At 63.8% G+C, this 16,494-nt stretch carries 13 protein-coding genes and 1 tRNA gene; 12 read left to right on the top strand and 2 right to left on the bottom strand.

All coding sequences use genetic code 11. The annotated features are described in order from the left end of the window. From B2994_RS00800 to B2994_RS00770, 7 genes are all read left to right on the top strand, one after another. The coding region (locus B2994_RS00800; RefSeq protein WP_291526514.1) for an ATP-binding cassette domain-containing protein at positions 1-774 on the top strand (774 nt) is incomplete at its 5' end. Further along, entirely contained in the window at positions 771-1,808 is a 1,038-nt protein-coding gene (locus tag B2994_RS00795; RefSeq protein WP_291526513.1) for an ABC transporter permease, read from the top strand. The genes B2994_RS00800 and B2994_RS00795, both read left to right, overlap by 4 nt. Before the next feature lie 36 nt (positions 1,809-1,844). Then, a complete protein-coding gene (locus B2994_RS00790; protein WP_291526512.1) occupies positions 1,845-3,125 on the top strand; it encodes a phosphotransferase in 1,281 nt (426 codons plus the stop codon). A gap of 36 nt (positions 3,126-3,161) precedes the next feature. After that, on the top strand, positions 3,162-4,232 hold the full coding sequence (gene mtnA, locus B2994_RS00785; protein WP_291526511.1) for an S-methyl-5-thioribose-1-phosphate isomerase: 1,071 nt from the start codon (positions 3,162-3,164) through the stop codon (positions 4,230-4,232). Continuing rightward, positions 4,232-5,341, top strand: a complete 1,110-nt coding sequence (locus B2994_RS00780) for a RuBisCO large subunit C-terminal-like domain-containing protein (protein ID WP_291526510.1) — start codon at positions 4,232-4,234, stop codon at positions 5,339-5,341. The genes mtnA and B2994_RS00780 overlap by 1 nt, the downstream gene beginning before the upstream one ends. An 86-nt stretch (positions 5,342-5,427) precedes the next feature. Then, the gene (locus B2994_RS00775; protein WP_291526509.1) at positions 5,428-6,720 is read left to right on the top strand and encodes an O-acetylhomoserine aminocarboxypropyltransferase/cysteine synthase family protein; all 1,293 of its coding nucleotides are present in this window, start codon (positions 5,428-5,430) and stop codon (positions 6,718-6,720) included. Position 6,721: 1 nt separating this feature from the next. Further along, a complete protein-coding gene (locus B2994_RS00770; RefSeq protein ID WP_291526508.1) occupies positions 6,722-7,300 on the top strand; it encodes a CoA-binding protein in 579 nt (192 codons plus the stop codon). Between the two features lie 94 nt (positions 7,301-7,394). Here B2994_RS00770 and pgm read toward each other — a convergent pair whose 3' ends face one another. Continuing rightward, positions 7,395-9,071 (bottom strand): phosphoglucomutase (alpha-D-glucose-1,6-bisphosphate-dependent), encoded by a 1,677-nt coding sequence (pgm, locus tag B2994_RS00765; protein WP_291526507.1) that lies wholly within the window; start codon positions 9,069-9,071, stop codon positions 7,395-7,397. A 36-nt stretch (positions 9,072-9,107) separates the two neighbouring features. Next, the gene (locus B2994_RS00760) at positions 9,108-10,238 is read right to left on the bottom strand and encodes a diacylglycerol/lipid kinase family protein (protein WP_291526506.1); all 1,131 of its coding nucleotides are present in this window, start codon (positions 10,236-10,238) and stop codon (positions 9,108-9,110) included. A 131-nt stretch (positions 10,239-10,369) separates the two neighbouring features. Here B2994_RS00760 and serS point away from each other — a divergent pair, with 131 nt between their 5' ends. The 5 genes from serS (at position 10,370) to B2994_RS00735 (ending at position 16,486) form a co-directional block, all read left to right on the top strand. Continuing rightward, entirely contained in the window at positions 10,370-11,656 is a 1,287-nt protein-coding gene (serS, locus tag B2994_RS00755) for a serine--tRNA ligase (protein ID WP_291526505.1), read from the top strand. An 84-nt stretch (positions 11,657-11,740) separates the two neighbouring features. Next, positions 11,741-11,825 (top strand) — tRNA-Ser (locus tag B2994_RS00750). A gap of 355 nt (positions 11,826-12,180) precedes the next feature. Continuing rightward, positions 12,181-13,251: a phosphotransferase enzyme family protein gene (locus B2994_RS00745; RefSeq protein ID WP_291526504.1), complete on the top strand. Its 1,071-nt coding sequence runs from the start codon at positions 12,181-12,183 to the stop codon at positions 13,249-13,251. 118 nt (positions 13,252-13,369) lie between these two features. Continuing rightward, positions 13,370-14,863 (top strand): amino acid permease, encoded by a 1,494-nt coding sequence (locus B2994_RS00740; protein ID WP_291526503.1) that lies wholly within the window; start codon positions 13,370-13,372, stop codon positions 14,861-14,863. Between the two features lie 258 nt (positions 14,864-15,121). Beyond that, positions 15,122-16,486: an aspartate aminotransferase family protein gene (locus B2994_RS00735; RefSeq protein WP_291526502.1), complete on the top strand. Its 1,365-nt coding sequence runs from the start codon at positions 15,122-15,124 to the stop codon at positions 16,484-16,486. Positions 16,487-16,494 lie beyond the last annotated feature (8 nt).

Here is a 16,494-nt window from a genome sequence, read left to right as displayed (position 1 = left end):
GCCCCCTCGCGCAGGCCGCTGCTGTCCCTGCGTGGCGTTCGCGCGTTTGCCGATGGTCCGCAAAGCGATATCGACGTCTATGAGCATGAGATTCTCGGCATCACGGGACTGCTGGGCGCGGGGAAAACCGAATTGGTCTCTCAGATCGTCGGCGCCAGCCCGCTGATCGACGGCACGGTGACGTGGAAGGGGCGTCCCTTGGTGGTGAGGCATCCGGGCCAGGCCATCAAGCGCGGTATCGGATTCGTGCCTGAGGACCGCAGCCGGCTGGGGGAGATACCCGGGTGGACCATAGCGCAGAACCTCACGTTGCCGGATCTCGGTCGTTATCGCGGACCATTCGGGTTGTTGAGCGCGCGCAAGGAGCGCCATGAGGCGGCGTCCATCATCGACAGGCTGCATATCCGCAGCGGCCGGCCGGATGCGCCGATCGAATCGCTGTCCGGCGGCAATCGCCAAAAGGTGATTGTGGGGCGTTGGGTGGCCGCGCAATCCGATCTGCTGATTTTCGACGAGCCCTTCCGCGGCATCGACATCGGCGCCCGCCGGGACATCGCGCAGATGCTGCATGCTTCGAAAACCGCCATCGTGGTGTCTTCCGACCCCGAGGAAATCATGGAAATCGCCGATCGCGTGCTGGTGTTCGCCAATGGCGGCGTCGTCGGCGACATCGACCCCCGTGAGACCACAACCGAGGAGTTGGCGAGTCTGATCGCCTCTTCGGGACGGTGGGAACCTGTTGACGCCGCTGAAGATCTGGAAGGAGCCGCATGATGCGCAACATCGGAGGATTCGTCAATAGATATGGCCTGATCGTGTTGTTCGTCGCGGTGGTGGGGGTGTTCGCCGCGTTCCAGCCGGCCTTCCGCACCACCGTCAATGCGTTCATCATCTTGCAGTCGGTGGTGGCCACCGCGTTGGTCGCGCTCGGGCTGACCGTTTCATTGACGGTCAACGGCTTCGACATGGCAGTCGGCTCGACGGTTTCGTTCACCGTGATGGTGGCCGCCGCCACCCAGATTTTCCTTGCGTGGCCCTGGTGGCTGTCGCTGGTCGCCGCCTTGCTGGGCGGTGTGCTGATCGGGCTGTTCTCCGGTCTGCTGATCGTGTTGGCGAAAGTGCCGGATATGATCGCCACCTTGGGCACGATGTTCGTGTTCTCCGGACTGTCGCTGATTTTGACCGCCGGCAAATCCGTGTCCAACGGCAACGGGTACAACGGGACCCCGGCCAAGGGCGAATTCGCCCGGGAGTTCCTGTGGATCGGGCGCGGGAAGATCTCCGGCGTGCCGTTCAGCGTGATCGTGCTGGTGGCGGCGACCGTACTGGTGGTTGTGTTTCTGGGGCGCACGCGGACGGGGCGTATCATGCAGTCCATCGGCGGCAACGAGGAGGCTGCGCGACTCGCCGGCGCGAACACCAAGGTGTATCGCGTGCTCGCCTACATGATCTCCGGTTTTCTGGCATCCCTCGGTGGCGTGATCCTGGTGGCGCGCGTGGGCCGTGGCGACGTCAATGTCGGAAGCTCCTATCTGCTCGAGGCCGTGGCCGCCGCGCTGGTTGGCTACACGCTGCTCGGCGCCAACCGGGCGAATGCCCTGGGCTCGGTGGTCGGCGCACTGTTCATCGGCGTGGTCGTCAATGGCCTGACCATGTTCAATGTGCCGTACTACACGCAGGATTTCATCAAGGGGGCGTTGCTCGTGCTGGCGCTGATCGTCAGTTTTTCCACTCGTTCGCATGCCTCGCGTGCGCGTGCGACGTCGGATGAGGAGCAATCCGGACGACGGAAGGCGATTGTCGCCTGACGGTGGCGGCGATCCATATCAAGGAGGAACAAACCCATGAGCGCAGAACTGCTCACCACATCCACCATCGCCGACTACATCGCGTCGCGTCCTGAATTGCGCGACTTGGTGGACACCGCGACGCTGAGCGCCAGGGAAATCGGCGACGGCAACCTCAATCTGGTGTTCCTGGTCGAGGACGCGAGGGATCGTTCGCTGATCATCAAGCAAACCCTGCCGTATGTCCGTTCCGACCATTCGTGGAAGGTCACCGAGGACAGCATTTTCCGCGAGGCCCGGGGGCTTGCGACCAGTGCCAAATACGCCGCCGGATTCAGCCCCGAATATTACGGACTGGATGAGAGTCGTCGTTTGGTCGCCATCGAGGATCTGTCCGATTGGACCGTGTGGCGTTCGGCGCTGGACAACGAGCAGGTGGCGCCCGGCGCGGCATATGACGTCGGTCGGTTCGAGGCGCGCTTCGCGTTCGGCACCTCGTATTTCGCCAACGATCCGCAGTCGGTGCAGCGCGACGCCGCGGATGCCATCAATCCGGAGTTGGAGCAGATCACCGAGGATCTGGTGTTCACGGAGCCGTATTTCGAGCATGAGCACAATTCCTGGGAGCCGGAGGTGACCCCGGAGGTGCTTGCATTGCGCGACGACCATGTGCGCGCGCAGGCCGCCCGGCTCAAGTATGCGTTCCTCACCTCGCCGGAGGCGCTGATCCATGGCGACTTGCATACCAGCTCGATATTCGTCAGGCCCGAGACGCCCACGGCGGCGAACACCGCCGAATTCGCAGGTGGCCGTGACGACGATGCGTCGCATGTGAAAGTCTTCGACTTCGAGTTCGGTTTCTACGGGCCGGTGGCCTTCGACTTGGGCATTCTACTCGGCAACTACGCGCTTGCCCAGGCCCGCGACATCGCCCTGCACACCGCGGAGTACCGGACTGCAGCCGATACGGGCGACCATGCGGCGTTGCCGTATTTCTCGCAGTGGCTGCTCGGCGCCTATGGCGAAACATGGCGGGGATTCTCGTCGCAATGGCGCACGCTGTGGAAGGACCGCGTCGACCCGTTGTTCGGCGATGAGTTCCTGGAACGCTGGCTTGCCGATACCTTCCGCAAATCTCTGGGATTCGCCGGCGCCGAGATCATCCGGCGCACCATCGGCTGGGCGCAGATGGCGGATATCAACACGCTGGACCACGACGGCAAGGTGATTGCCAGTCGCTTCGCGCTCGACCTTGGCAAGGCGCTGCTGGAACGTCATGAAACGGTGTCCGCCAGTCGGGCCTTCGCACGTCTGGTGATGCACCATGTGCCGCGTTGACCGATGCGACGACGTTCGGGACGATAAGGAGGACATATGACGGCTGATGGGGAAATAGGCGAACTGCACGCCATTGACTGGGACGCCTCGCGGCAGGTGCTGCGCATCATCGATCAGCGGCGGCTTCCCGGTGCGTTGGCGTATGTCGATCTGCAATCGTCGGAATCGGTGATTGACGCCATCCGCACGCTGGCCATCCGCGGCGCGAATTCCATCGGAGCGGCGGGAGCCTTCGGATATGCGTTCGCGTTGCGTGAGGGGTTGGCCGAGCGGGAGGCCGGGTCCGTGGTGTCCGGGGCGCGTCCCACCGCGGTCGCGCTACGGCATGGCGTGACGCAGGCAGCCGGGGCGGTCGCCGACGGGAACGACGGCTGGCTGGATGCCGTTCGCGCGGGCATCGCCATTCTGGAGGATGACAGGGCGAATTGCAGGGCGATCGGCGAGTATGGCGCCGATGAGCTTGCCGGACGAAACCGCATCCTGACGCACTGCAACACCGGCATTCTCGCCACTGCCGGCATCGGCACCGCGCTTGGCGTGATCTACACCAAGGCGTGGCGCGGGCAACCGGTGACGGTGTATGCCAGCGAAACGCGCCCCCTGCGCCAAGGACTGCGTCTGACCGTATGGGAGCTGCGCAGGAACGGCATCGACGTCACCGCGCTGGTTGACGCCGCCTCGGCTGCCGCATTGCACGAAGGGCTGATCGACGCGGTTGTCGTGGGCGCCGATCGTATTGCGCTGAACGGCGACACCGCCAATAAAATCGGCACTTTCGCGCATGCGCTCGCTGCCAGGGATGCGGGCGTGCCGTTCTATGTGGCGGCGACGCTGTCGGCGTTCGACCCCTCATTGGCTGACGGGGCGGGAATTCCCATTGAACAGCGCGCCTCGTCCGAGGTCCTTGACGTACCGGGAGTCGATCCGACGGTGCCTGTGTACAACCCAGCGTTCGACGTGACGCCTGGCCGGCTGATCGCCGGCATCATCACCGAAGCGGGCGTGCTCAGGGCGCCGTATGAGGTGTCCATTTCCCGAGCGTTGCAAGCCGCTGGCATTGCAGTGGACGGTGCCGGCCGAGCCGGCAGTCGCGACAAGGAGGCATGATGGCCGACGTCATCACCGCACGATATGTGTTCTATGGGGATCCGGACGAAGCGGAGGCCCGGGCGGAAGCCCTCGCGGTCGAACAGAGTCACGAATTCCCCCGCGCCTATGCGCCGGCCGTGGCGGACCGATCCCTGGCCCACGTGGTGGCGCTGCGCCGCACGGCCGATGATGCCGTCGAAGCGTCCATCGCCTATCCGCAGGAGCTGAGCGCCTACGAAATCCCGCAACTGCTGGTGGTGCTGCTGGGCAACGGTTCGTTGTTGCCCGACCTGCGGTTGGTGGGCGTCGATTTGCCCGACAAGGTGCTGAGGGCCCTGGGAGGTCCTCGCCTGGGCATCCGGGGCGTCCGCGATCTCGTGCACGCCGACGGGCAGCGTGCCCTGCTGGCCACCGCATTGAAGCCGGTCGGTTTGGGTGTCGCCGATCTGGCCGAGGACGCCTATCGTTTCGCGAGAGGCGGCATCGACGTCATCAAGGACGATCAGGGGCTGGGCAACCAGGTATGGGCGCCGTTCGACGAACGTGTGCCCGCGGTTGCGCAGGCGGTGCGTCGCGCGGTGGATGAAACCGGTGTGCCGTCGCTGTATCTGCCCACGTTCAACCCTCCAGCCGGCCAATGGGACCATGCCATCGAACTGGCGGTCGAGTCGGGCGCCCACGGCTTTCTGGTGCTGCCCGGCGTCACGGGTTTCGACTCGGTGCGATATGTGCGCGACCATACGCCGGAGGATTTCGTCGTGTACGCCCATCCGGCGTTCCTCGGCGGGTGGACGGCTTCAAGGCGCCATGGCATCGAGCCGGGGCTGTTGTTCGGCGAGCTGGAACGCCTGGTGGGGGCGGATGCCGTGATCTTCCCCAGCTTCGGCGGGCGGTTCAGTCTCAGCGAGGGGGAATGCCGGTCCATCGCGGCCCATGCCCGGGCAGGCATTCCGGGCATCCGACCGGCTCTTGTCTCTCCTGGAGGCGGTATGAATCTGGAACGCCTGCCGCAGCTGCTTGAGTGCTACGGGCCCGATACGCTGCTGCTCATCGGCGGCGCGCTGCATGCCGACGGGGATGTGGAATCGGCGGCCAGGGCGTTCCGTGCGGCCGCGACGCTGGATTGAGCGTTCGGGAACCCGGCGAATACCTCCACGAACACTACCTCCACGAATATTACCGTCACGAATGTCACAAGCGATGAAGGAGCGATATGGCCGACACCGAATATGGATTTGAAACCCGCGCCGTGCACGCGGGCAATATTCCCGATCCGACCACCGGCGCGCGGGCGCTGCCGATCTACGAATCGGCCGCGTTCGTTTTTGAGAATTCCGATGATGCCGCGGCGAGATTCGCGCTGCGCAAATACGGCGAAATCTACTCACGCATCGTCAATCCGACGGTTGCGGCGTTGGAGGAGCGCGTGGCCAGTCTGGAGGGTGCGTTGGGCGCCGTGGCCACGTCAAGCGGCCTGTCAGCGCAGTTCGTCACCTTTCTGTCGCTGGCCGGGGCGGGCGACCATGTGGTGGCCTCCGCGCAGCTGTATGGCGGTAGCATCACGCAGCTTGACGTGACGCTTCGTCGTCTCGGCATCGACACCACCTTCGTGGATGACGGCGATTCGCAGGCCTATGCCGCGGCGATTCGGCCGAACACCAAGTTCATTCACGTGGAAAGCATCGCGAATCCCTCCGGTGACATCGCGGACATCGAGGGATTGTCCAAGGTGGCCCACGAGGCGGGTATCCCGCTGATCGTCGATTCGACCATCGCCACTCCGTATCTGTTGCGTCCAATGGAATTCGGCGCGGACATCGTCATTCATTCGGCCACGAAATTCCTCAGCGGCGCGGGCACGGTCCTCGGCGGCGTGGTTGCGGAGTCCGGTTCGTTCCCGTGGAATCCCGAACGTTTTCCTCTGTTCTTCGAACCCGTGGCCTCATATAACGGGCTGACCTGGTCGGGTAATTTCGGCAAATACGCCTTCCTGACCAAATTGCGCGCCGAGCAGCTGCGTGATGTCGGACCCGAGTTGTCGGCGCATTCCGCGTTTCTGATCGCGCAGGGCATCGAGACCTTGCCATTGCGCGTCCAGCGTCAGGTGGACAACACCCGTCGGATCGCCACGTGGCTGGAGTCGCATCCGCAGGTCGAATCGGTGGCATGGGCCGGGCTGCCGTCGCATCGTCACTATGAACGGGCGAAAAAATACCTGCCGAAGGGCCCTGGATCGGTCTTCTCGTTCACTATCAAAGGCGGGCGCGCCGCGGGCAAGGCGTTCATCGATTCGCTCGAACTGGTCAGCCATGTCGCCAATATCGGGGATGTGAAGACGCTGGCCATTCATCCGGCGTCCACCACGCACGGCCAGCTGAGCGAGGAGCAGTTGCGCGAGGCGGGCATCGGCGCGGGAACCATCCGATTGAGCATCGGCATCGAGAACGTGGACGACATCATACGGGACATCGATCGCGCGCTTCGAATCAGCGCGAAGGAGGCATGACATGGCGCAGGATGCGAAACCAGGGCTTTCCCTCGACGTGCCGGCGGGCGGTGGGCTGCTGTCGGCGCCGAAGCCGGCCTACGTATGTGAGGTGCCCACGCCGCCCGACCGGCGTCGCTGGATTGAGCCTGGCGCCTCGGTGCGGCGCGACATTCTCGCCAGGGCGCGTTCCATAGCCATCGTCGGGGCGTCGGCGAATCCGGCCCGGGCCAGCTATTTTGTGGCCACGTATTTGCTGCAGTCCACCGGATATGACGTGTACTTCGTCAATCCCACGGTTCGGGAGATTCTGGGGCATCCGGTGTATCCCGACCTGGCGTCGCTGCCGGTGGTGCCGGATATCGTGGATGTGTTCCGCCGGCCGTCGCAGATCCGCCCGATCGTCGACGAGGCCGCCGCCGTCGGCTCGCCGGTGTTTTGGATCCAGCTGGGGATTTGGGACGACGACTTGGCGGAATACGCCGAATCAAGGGGATTGCAGGTGGTGATGGACAGATGTGTCAAAATCGAACACGCGCGGTTCCACCGGGGGCTGCATCTGTTCGGCTTCAACACCGGTTACATCACGTCGAAGCGCTAGCCTCGGCCGTCGTCGACGCATATACGGTGTGGGGACGGCACCTCAACGGGCGTCGCCCCCACACCGTATAAGCTGGCGGCATGCGCAGGCGAACTTATTCGGCCAGCGCCTTGTCGACCACTTCGGTGGCCTCGGCCAGCACCTTGTCCAGCGCGTCGGGGGAGACGAAGGACTCCGCGTACACCTTGTAGATGTTTTCGGTGCCGGAGGGTCGGGCGGCAAACCAGTTGTTCCTGGTGGTGACCTTGAGACCGCCGATTTTGGCATGGTTGCCCGGAGCCTCGGTGAGCTTGGCGGTGATGTCCTCGCCGGCAAGCTGCGTGGCGGTCACGTCGTCGCCGGTGAGCTTGGCGAACTTCTGCTTCTGTTCAAGCGTGGTCGGCGTGTCGATGCGCTTGTACCAGCTTTCGCCGAAGCGGGCGACCTGCTCCTGATGCAGCTGGGCCGGGTTCTTGCCGGTCTTCGCGGTGATTTCCGCGGCCAACAGGTCGGGGATCAGGCCGTCCTTGTCGGTGGTCCACACGCGGCCGTCCTTGCGCAGGAAGGACATGCCGGAGCTTTCCTCGCCGCCGAAGGCCACCTCGCCGGTGAACAGCGGATCGACGAACCATTTGAAGCCCACCGGGACTTCGACGAGCTTGGCACCGATGGAGGCCGCCACACGGTCGATCAGCGAGGAGGACACGAGCGTCTTGCCGATGCCGGCGCCGTCGGGCCAGCCCGGGCGGGCGCCGCCGAAGAGATACTCCACGACCACGGCGATGTAGTGGTTCGGATTCATGACGCCCCAGTTCGGGCAGACGATGCCGTGGCGGTCGGCGTCCGGATCGGTGCCGCCCACCAGGTCGTATTTGTCCCATGCGCCGTTGTTCAGGGAGTCGACCAGGCCCTTCATGGCGTACGGTGACGAGGGGTCCATGCGGATCTTGCCGTCATGGTCGATCGTCATGAACTTCCACGTCGGATCCACCTCGGGGCGGACCACGTCGATGCTCAGGCCGTACTTTTCGTTCATCAGCGGCCAGTAGTTCACGGATGCGCCGCCGAGCGGGTCGATGCCGAGACGCACGCCGGAGGAGCGGATGACGTCGAAGTCGATCACGTTCTCCAGGTCGGAGACGTAGTGCTCGCGGAAGTCGAAGCCCTCGACCAGATCGGATTTGATGGCCTGCTCATACGGCACGCGCTTGACGGACTTGAAATCGCCGAGCAGTTCGTTGGCGCGGGCGGCGATCGCGTTGGTCACATCGGCGGGGGCGGGGCCGCCGGTAACCGGATCGTATTTGAAGCCGCCGTCGGTGGGCGGGTTGTGGGACGGGGTGACCACGATGCCGTCGGCCAGTCCCTCTCCTTCGAAGCGTTGGGTGCCGTCCGCCGCACGGTTGTGGGTCAGGATGGCCTGGGAGACCACCGGGGTGGGCACGTAGTCGCCGCGCGAATCGACGCGCACGTGCACGCCGTTGGCGACCAGCACCTCGATGGCGGTTTTCTCCGCCGGGCCGGACAGTGCGTGCGTGTCGCGGCCGAGGTACAGCGGGCCGGTCACGCCGGCCTTTTTGCGGTATTCGGCGATGGCCTGGGTGATGGCGACGATATGGGCCTCGTTGAACGAGGTCTTGAGCGACGATCCGCGGTGTCCGGAGGTGCCGAACGACACGCGCTGTTCGGGAATGGACGGATCGGGAACGACGTCATAGTACTTGCCGATGACTTCGTCGACGTTGATCAGATCAGCTGGGGTGGCGGGCATGCCCGCATTGTTTGCAACCATGGCCCCATTTTGCCACGCAGAAACGACCGGACGACGTTACAGCGCCATCAGTCCGGTTGGCTTGGCCGGGACTTCGGGCACGCGCACGCACAGAGCCTGCTTCTGGATGGAGAACGCGATGTGCCGCGTCTCGCCCAGCACATCGCCGTCCACCTGTGCGAGCGCCGGTTTTTCCAGTGTGATTTCGGCCCGGATCCCCTTGAACTGGTCGATGGTGGAGTTGGTGGACAGCGGGCTCTGCTTGGCTTTGCCGGTGATGGTCTGATGCACCACGTCGCCGAGGAGGTTCGCCCATCCGATGATGCCGCCGGTGGTGTCGATGATCTCGAAATCCAGGTACCCGTCGTCGCTGACCGCTTCGGGCATCAGGCTCAGCGCGGGGATCCGCCCGCAGTTGCCGGCCATGAAGGTGCGGAACGACAATCCTGTGGTGGTGTGCGCGTTGCCGTGCGGGTCGACCATGGTCACGTCGCCGCGGTATTTGGGCGAGAACAGGTGTTTGGTGGCGGAGGCGAAGTAGGCGAGCCAGCTGATGTTTTTTTTCAGGGTGGGGTTGGTGTCGTCGATCATCAGCGCGTCGAAGCCGATGCCCGCCACGATCAAAAAGCCGTGGTCGTGCTCCGGCTCGTCGGAATCAAGGACGCACAGGCGTCCCATGTCGATGTGGCGCGATCCGTGCGAGGTGGCGACGGTGAGGGCTGCGTCCACGTCGTCGAGTGGGATGCCCATGTTGCGTGCGAAGAGATTGGCGGTGCCGATCGGCACGATGCCCATGGGGATGCCGTCGTATTTTGCCATGGCGCTGGCCACGGTGCGCACGGTGCCGTCGCCACCCACCGCCACCACGGCCGTGGCGCCGCGCCGGATCGCCTCGTGGGCGCAGGCGTTGCCGTCCTTGTCGAGCTGGGTGTCCACGAAAAAGAAGTCGATGGCCTTCTGCGCGCAGAACGTTTCGATTTTGCCGCGCAATTCGTCGGCTGACGGCTTTGACGGATTGATGACGAAGGCGTATCTGACTTTCTCGGCGTCGCCGTCGCGCTGCTCGACCACGGCGTTGAGCCGCCGGTGCCTGCGCAGTTTGAAAAGCGCCACCGCGATGACGGCAAGCGCGGCGACGGCGACCAGGGCGGCGATGGCGAGCGGAAGCGGTTTGGGCATGTCTCCCATTGTGGGACGCGCCCGTGGCCATGTCGCCGATTGCGCGTCGACGTGAACAGTACCTGCACCATTGGAGGGCGAATATCCGCATCGGGCATGGGGTCGCCGAAGTGTCGGCTTGCGGCACTAGTCTGGGCATCATGCTTGATATTCAATTCATTCGTGAACACGCTGACATCGTCAAGGAGTCCCAGCGCAAGCGCGGCGAGTCCGTCGAACTGGTCGATGAAGTGCTTGCCGCCGACGCCGCCCGCCGCGACACCCTGAAGGAATTCGAGGCCGCCCGCGCCCAGCAGAAGGAGATCGGCAAGAAGGTCGCCGCCGCTCCCGCCGATCAGAAGGCCGCCCTTATCGCCGAGACCAAGGAACTTGCGGCCAAAGTGTCCGAGTTCAAGGCCATCGCCGACAAGGCGACCGGCGATTACACCACCGCCATGTGGAAACTGTCCAACATCGTCGAGCCGGAGGCCCCGGAAGGCGGCGAGGACGATTACGTGGTGGTTAAGAAGGTCGGCCAGATCCGTGATTTTGCGGCCGAGGGATTCGAGCCCAAGGACCATCTGACGCTTGGCCGTGGTGTGGCCGGCATCGATATGGAGCGCGGCGTGAAGGTCGGAGGCTCCCGGTTCTACTTCCTGCGCGGCGCCGTGGCCCGTCTGCAGATCGCCATGCTCACCATGGCGGTTGACCAGGCCGAGGAGCACGGCTTCGTGCTGGCCATCACCCCGACGCTGGTGCGCCCCGAAGTGATGCGCGGCACCGGCTTCCTCAACGCCCATGCGGATGAGATCTACCGTCTGCGCGAACCCGACGACCAGTATCTGGTGGGCACCTCCGAGGTGGCGCTCGCCGGCATGCATGAGAACGAGATCCTTAATCTTGAGAACGGTCCGTTGCGCTACTGCGGCTGGAGCTCCTGCTACCGTCGCGAGGCGGGCGCGGCCGGCAAGGACACCTCCGGCATCATCCGCGTGCACCAGTTCGACAAGGTTGAGATGTTCGTGTACGCCAAGCAGGAGGATTCCTACAAGGAGCATGAGCACCTGCTGGCCATGGAGCAGGAGATGCTCGGCAAGGTCGAGGTGCCGTACCGCATCATCGACACCGCCGCCGGCGACCTCGGTTCCTCCGCCGCTCGCAAGTTCGACTGCGAGGCCTGGGTGCCGACCCAGGGTCGTTACCGCGAGCTCACGTCCACCTCGAACTGCACCGAGTACCAGGCGCGTCGTCTCAACATTCGCGAGAGGACCGAGGATGGTTCCACCCGTGCCGTCGCCACGTTGAACGGTACGCTGGCCACCACTCGCTGGCTGGTCGCGATCCTCGAGAACCATCAGCAGTCTGACGGTTCCATCGAGATTCCGAAGGCCATGCGTCCCTACATGGGCGGCCGTGAGGTGATCGAGCCGACAAAGTGGGAGGCCTGACGGCCGTCGTCACCGACGTGTCGATGACGCATTCCGAATACCTGCGCGACGCGCCGTTGTGCTATCATCGGTAGGCGCGCAAATGGACAGATGTCTGAGCGGTCTAAAGAGACGGTCTTGAAAACCGTTGAGGCGCAAGCCTCCGCGAGTTCGAATCTCGCTCTGTCCGCAATCCGGGGTTCCGGGCACTTGGTCTGCTCGGAACCCCTTTTGTTTTTTCGGCCGGGTAACCATAAAACAACGTAGTTTTCCGGGCTTTCGGCGTCCGTGGATCGTTGGCGCCCGCCCCATCAGCCCGGTCCGCCCTGTCGTGTCCCGCTATGCCCCGCCGCGACCTGCCGCGGTTACCAACCATTAATATTCATCTCCGCTTGTTAACTGCAACGTAACAGCTTCAGGGCGCCGCCATGACCCTGCGCCTGCCACAATCTGAGATATCGATTTTGAAATGATCGGCCGATCGCGCCGGAGGCGGCTGCGTCGGCCGGTCGCGAGCGACCTTGTGGCCGGGACTGGAGAACGCAATGGCACAGCAGTTGATGAGCTTGCTCGACACACCCACCGTGGCGGTGAGCCTCGATACCTTCGCCGGCTTGAAGAAAGGCGATCCGGCGCCCTTCTGGCTGTTCCAGGGTGTGTGCGGCGCGTGGGGCATCGACCACAGCCGCGCCGAGCTCAACCTGATCACCGTTTCCGAAAACGCCACCTTCGTGCTGCTGCTCGACGGCAAGCCGGAGGGCGTGGTGCGTGTGTCCCAGCCCGGTTACGTGGGCGGCCCCGAGGCCGTGGCGTCCGAGATCAGCTGGCTTAACGCGCTGCATGATATCGACGGCATCAAACTCATCAACCCGGTGCCGACGGTGCGCGGGACCTTCGTGACCAAGATCCACGACGCCAATGGCGTGGCCTGGACCGTCATCTCCACCAAGTTCGTCGTCGGAACCGTGCTTGAGGATCTGGACAACCCGGCGCCGTACTACGTGACCATCGGCCAGTGGGCCGCCAAATTCCATGCCCTGTCCCGCACCTGGCAGCCGCCGTACGGTTTCACCCGCTTCAATTGGGATATTTCCAACATGGTCGGACCGTCGCCGCGCTGGGGTCGTTGGGAGACCGCCGATCTCACCGATGCGGAGAAGGAGCTGTGCAACAAGGCCCTTTGGAAGGCTTTGGACGTGATGATGAAGGTTCCCCGCACCAATGAGACCTGGGGGCTGATCCACGCCGATCTGCGTCCGAGCAATGTGATCAAGGGGCCGGATGGCAGTCTGACCATCATTGATTTCGACGACGCCGGGTACAGCTGGTATCTCTACGACTACGCGAGCTCGCTGAGCTTCATCGAGCACAAGCCGTACGCGCCGCAGCTTGCCAAGGCCTGGGTCAGGGGCTACCAGTCGGTGGCCGGCGACTTCACCGATGACGAGTTCGAGGCCATGAGCGCGCTGTCGATGATCCGCCGTCTGCAGATGCTGGGGTGGACCACCAATCACCGCGCCGACGCCCTGCCCGATGGCATGGCGGCCGAGGAGGCGCCCGGCAGCGTGATGTGCGCCCGGCGCTATCTCGACGATTCCCTCTGGCTGCTGCGCTGACCGCCGGTCGGAGTCGAGGCTTTCAAGATTTCACAACTGAACATCGATCCATCATCCACTGAATCATCAAGGGCATTATCGGCCATATATCGACCATATAGAGAGGAAGGCGATCCGTATGTCCGCGACAACAACATCGGGTTCCGGTCTGGGCAGTGTCACCTATCGGGCCACTGACAAGGATTATTTCGAAAAGAGGCAGCTCAAGCGGACCGCCGGGGCCTTCGGACTGTGGTCCATCGGCGTCGCGGCCGTCGTGTCGGGCGATTTCTCCGGTTGGAACGGCGGCATCGCCCAGGCCGGCTGGGGCGGCATGCTCATCGCCGCGATCGTGGTGTATCTGATGTATGTGCTGATGCTGAATTCGATTTCCGAAATGGCGTCCGCCATGCCGCACACCGGTGGCGCGTACTCCTTCGCCCGGGCCGCGATGGGACCGTGGGGCGGTTTCTTCACCGGGCTGGCGGAAACGATCGAATATGTGATGACCGCAGCCACCATCGTGTACTTCTCGTCGGCATATGCCGACGCCATTCTGGCGGATCTGACCGGCTACTCGCTGGACGATCATGGCATGCAGTGGGTCTGGTGGCTGATTCTCTACGTGGTGTTCGTACTGATCAATTGGGCCGGTGCGGAAACCTCCTTCCGCTTCGCCAGCGTGGTGTCCATTGCGGCGCTTGCCATTGTGGCCATTTTCGGTATCGGCGCGTTCGTGTCCGGCAAGGTGGATTTCTCCACGCTGCTCAACATCGCTCCGCAGGCCGGCGGCTCCAGCTTCCTGCCCTTCGGCGCGGGGGCGATTTTCTTCGCGATGCCGTTCGCCATGTGGCTGTTCCTCGGCATTGAGCAGCTGCCGCTGAGCGCCGAAGAGGTGCGCGACCCCGAACGCAACATTCCGAAGGCGTCGCGTCTGTGCATTTTCACGCTTGGCCTGTCCGCGCTGATCATCGTGTTCCTCAACCCGGCCGTGGTGGGCTCCGAGGCGCTTTCCGGTTCCGACGAGCCGCTGCTGGACGGCTATCGTGCGATTCTTCCGGGCAATCTGGCGTCCGTGCTGTCGATTTTCGCGCTGGTGGGGCTGCTCGCCTCCGTTCAGGGCATCATGTACGCCTATGGGCGCAACCTGTACAGCCTGTCTCGCGGCGGTTACTATCCGGCCTTCCTGTCGCTCACCGGCAAGCGCAAGACCCCGTACTGGGGCTTGATCGTTGGAGCGATCATCGGCTTCGCCGCCCTGTTCATCATCGCGTATGGCGGTGCGGGCGCCGGTTCCGTGGTGTTGAACATCGCCGTGTGGGGTGCCGTACTGGCCTATCTGCTGCAGATGGTCTCGTATGTGCTGCTCAGGAGGAACATGCCCGATATCGAGCGCCCGTTCGTGTCTCCCTTCGGCGTCGTCGGCGCCGTGATCGCGGGCCTGCTGGCCCTCTGCATCTTCGTGGCGGTGCTGCTCAATCCCGATTATCGTCTGGCCGTGTATGCGATGGTCGCCATCTATGTGCTCGCCACGATTTTCTTCGCGGTGTATGGGCGCAAGCATCTGGTGCTCTCCCCGGAGGAGGAGTTCGCCGCCTCCGGTGGCAAGGCCGTGTACCATACCGACGACTGACCGCTGCCGTGCCGGGAGGCCCGGCACGGGTGGAATCCTGACGTGTTCCGCGATTCCCTGACGGGGGTCGCGGAACCGTTGTATGCGTGCCGGTGCGATATGTCAACCAAATATCGCACCGGCAATCTGTTTAATGAACCAAATCGCAAGGAAATATGCGAAAAGGTTTGTTTCGCTGCTGTTATGAGATCCGCGTTGGCGGCAACATAGCGGCGTTAGCGTAAAGGGGTCATCAGCCAAGCGAACGAAGAAGGAATCATGGCAACGCGTTCGACGATTATGGATACCAACAGCTTCCGCCCGGAGATGGCGGCGGCGCTTGATCCGGAAACCCGCAAACTCACCGAGGAACGCGAGGTGCTGGGACCCGCGTACCGCCTGTTCTACCGCAAGCCCGTCCACCTGGTCAAGGGCGTCGGCTCGCATCTGTGGGATGCCGATGGCGTGGAGTATCTGGATGTGTACAACAACGTGGCGTCGGTGGGCCACTGCCATCCGCGCGTCGTGGAGGCGCTGAGCCGCCAGGCCGCGCTGCTGAACACCCACACCCGCTATCTCCACGAGAACGTGCTGCATTACGCCGAGGACATTCTGACCACCATGCCGGACGAGCTCGACCGCGTCATGTTCCAGTGCACGGGCTCGGAGGCGAACGACCTCGCCGTGCGCGTGGCCCAGACCTATACCGGCGGCGAAGGCGTCATCGTGACGCATGAGGCGTACCACGGCAACTCGGCGCTGACCTCCAAGCTGTCCCCGGCGCTGGGAACCGCGCAGACCCTGGGCCTGACGATGCGCATGATCCCGACCCCCGACACCTATCGACTGGTGATCGACGGCAAGCCCGCCTCCGAATGCACCGCCGAGGAGTTCGGCAACTGGATGGCCGGCGAGGTACGCAAGGCCGTCGCCGACATGAACCGCCATGGCATCAAATTCGCCGCACTGCTCGCGGACTCGATCTTCTCCTCCGACGGCGTGTATCCGGATCCGGTCGGCTATCTGAAGCCTGTTATCGACACGGTCCACGAGCTCGGCGGCGTGTGGATCGCCGACGAGGTGCAGCCCGGTTTCACCCGCACCGGCGATGCCTTCTGGGGCTTCGAACGTCAGGGCATCGTGCCGGATCTGGTCACCTCGGGCAAACCGATGGCCAACGGGCTGCCCACCTCGATGATGGCCGCGCGCCACGAGGTGCTTGAACCGTTCGCCGGTTCGATCCCGTATTTCAACACCTTCGGCGGCAACCCGGTGTGCATGGCCGCGGCACAGGCGGTGCTCGACGTGATGCGCGACGAGGACACCATGGGCAACGCCAAGCGCGTGGGCGCGATCTTCAAGAAGGCCGTGGCCGACCTTGCCGCCGAGCATCCCTGCATCGGCGACGTACGCGGCGCGGGCCTGTACATCGGCTGCGAAATCGTCAAGCCGGGCACCAAGGACCCCGACCAGGCCGCCGCTCTTGATATTCTCGAAACCCTGCGCGAAAACCGCATCCTCACCTCGGTGTGCGGCCGCTTCGGCAACATCCTCAAGCTTCGTCCGCCGCTGGTGTTCAGCGAGTCCGATGTGGACTGGTTCATCGACGGTTTCACCAAGACGCTGAACACGTTGGGTCTGTGAGGAACCGC

The sequence above is a fragment of the Bifidobacterium sp. UBA744 genome (assembly GCA_002298605.1).
Lineage (GTDB): Bacteria > Actinomycetota > Actinomycetes > Actinomycetales > Bifidobacteriaceae > Bifidobacterium.
This window is presented reverse-complemented; position numbering and strand designations above follow the sequence as displayed.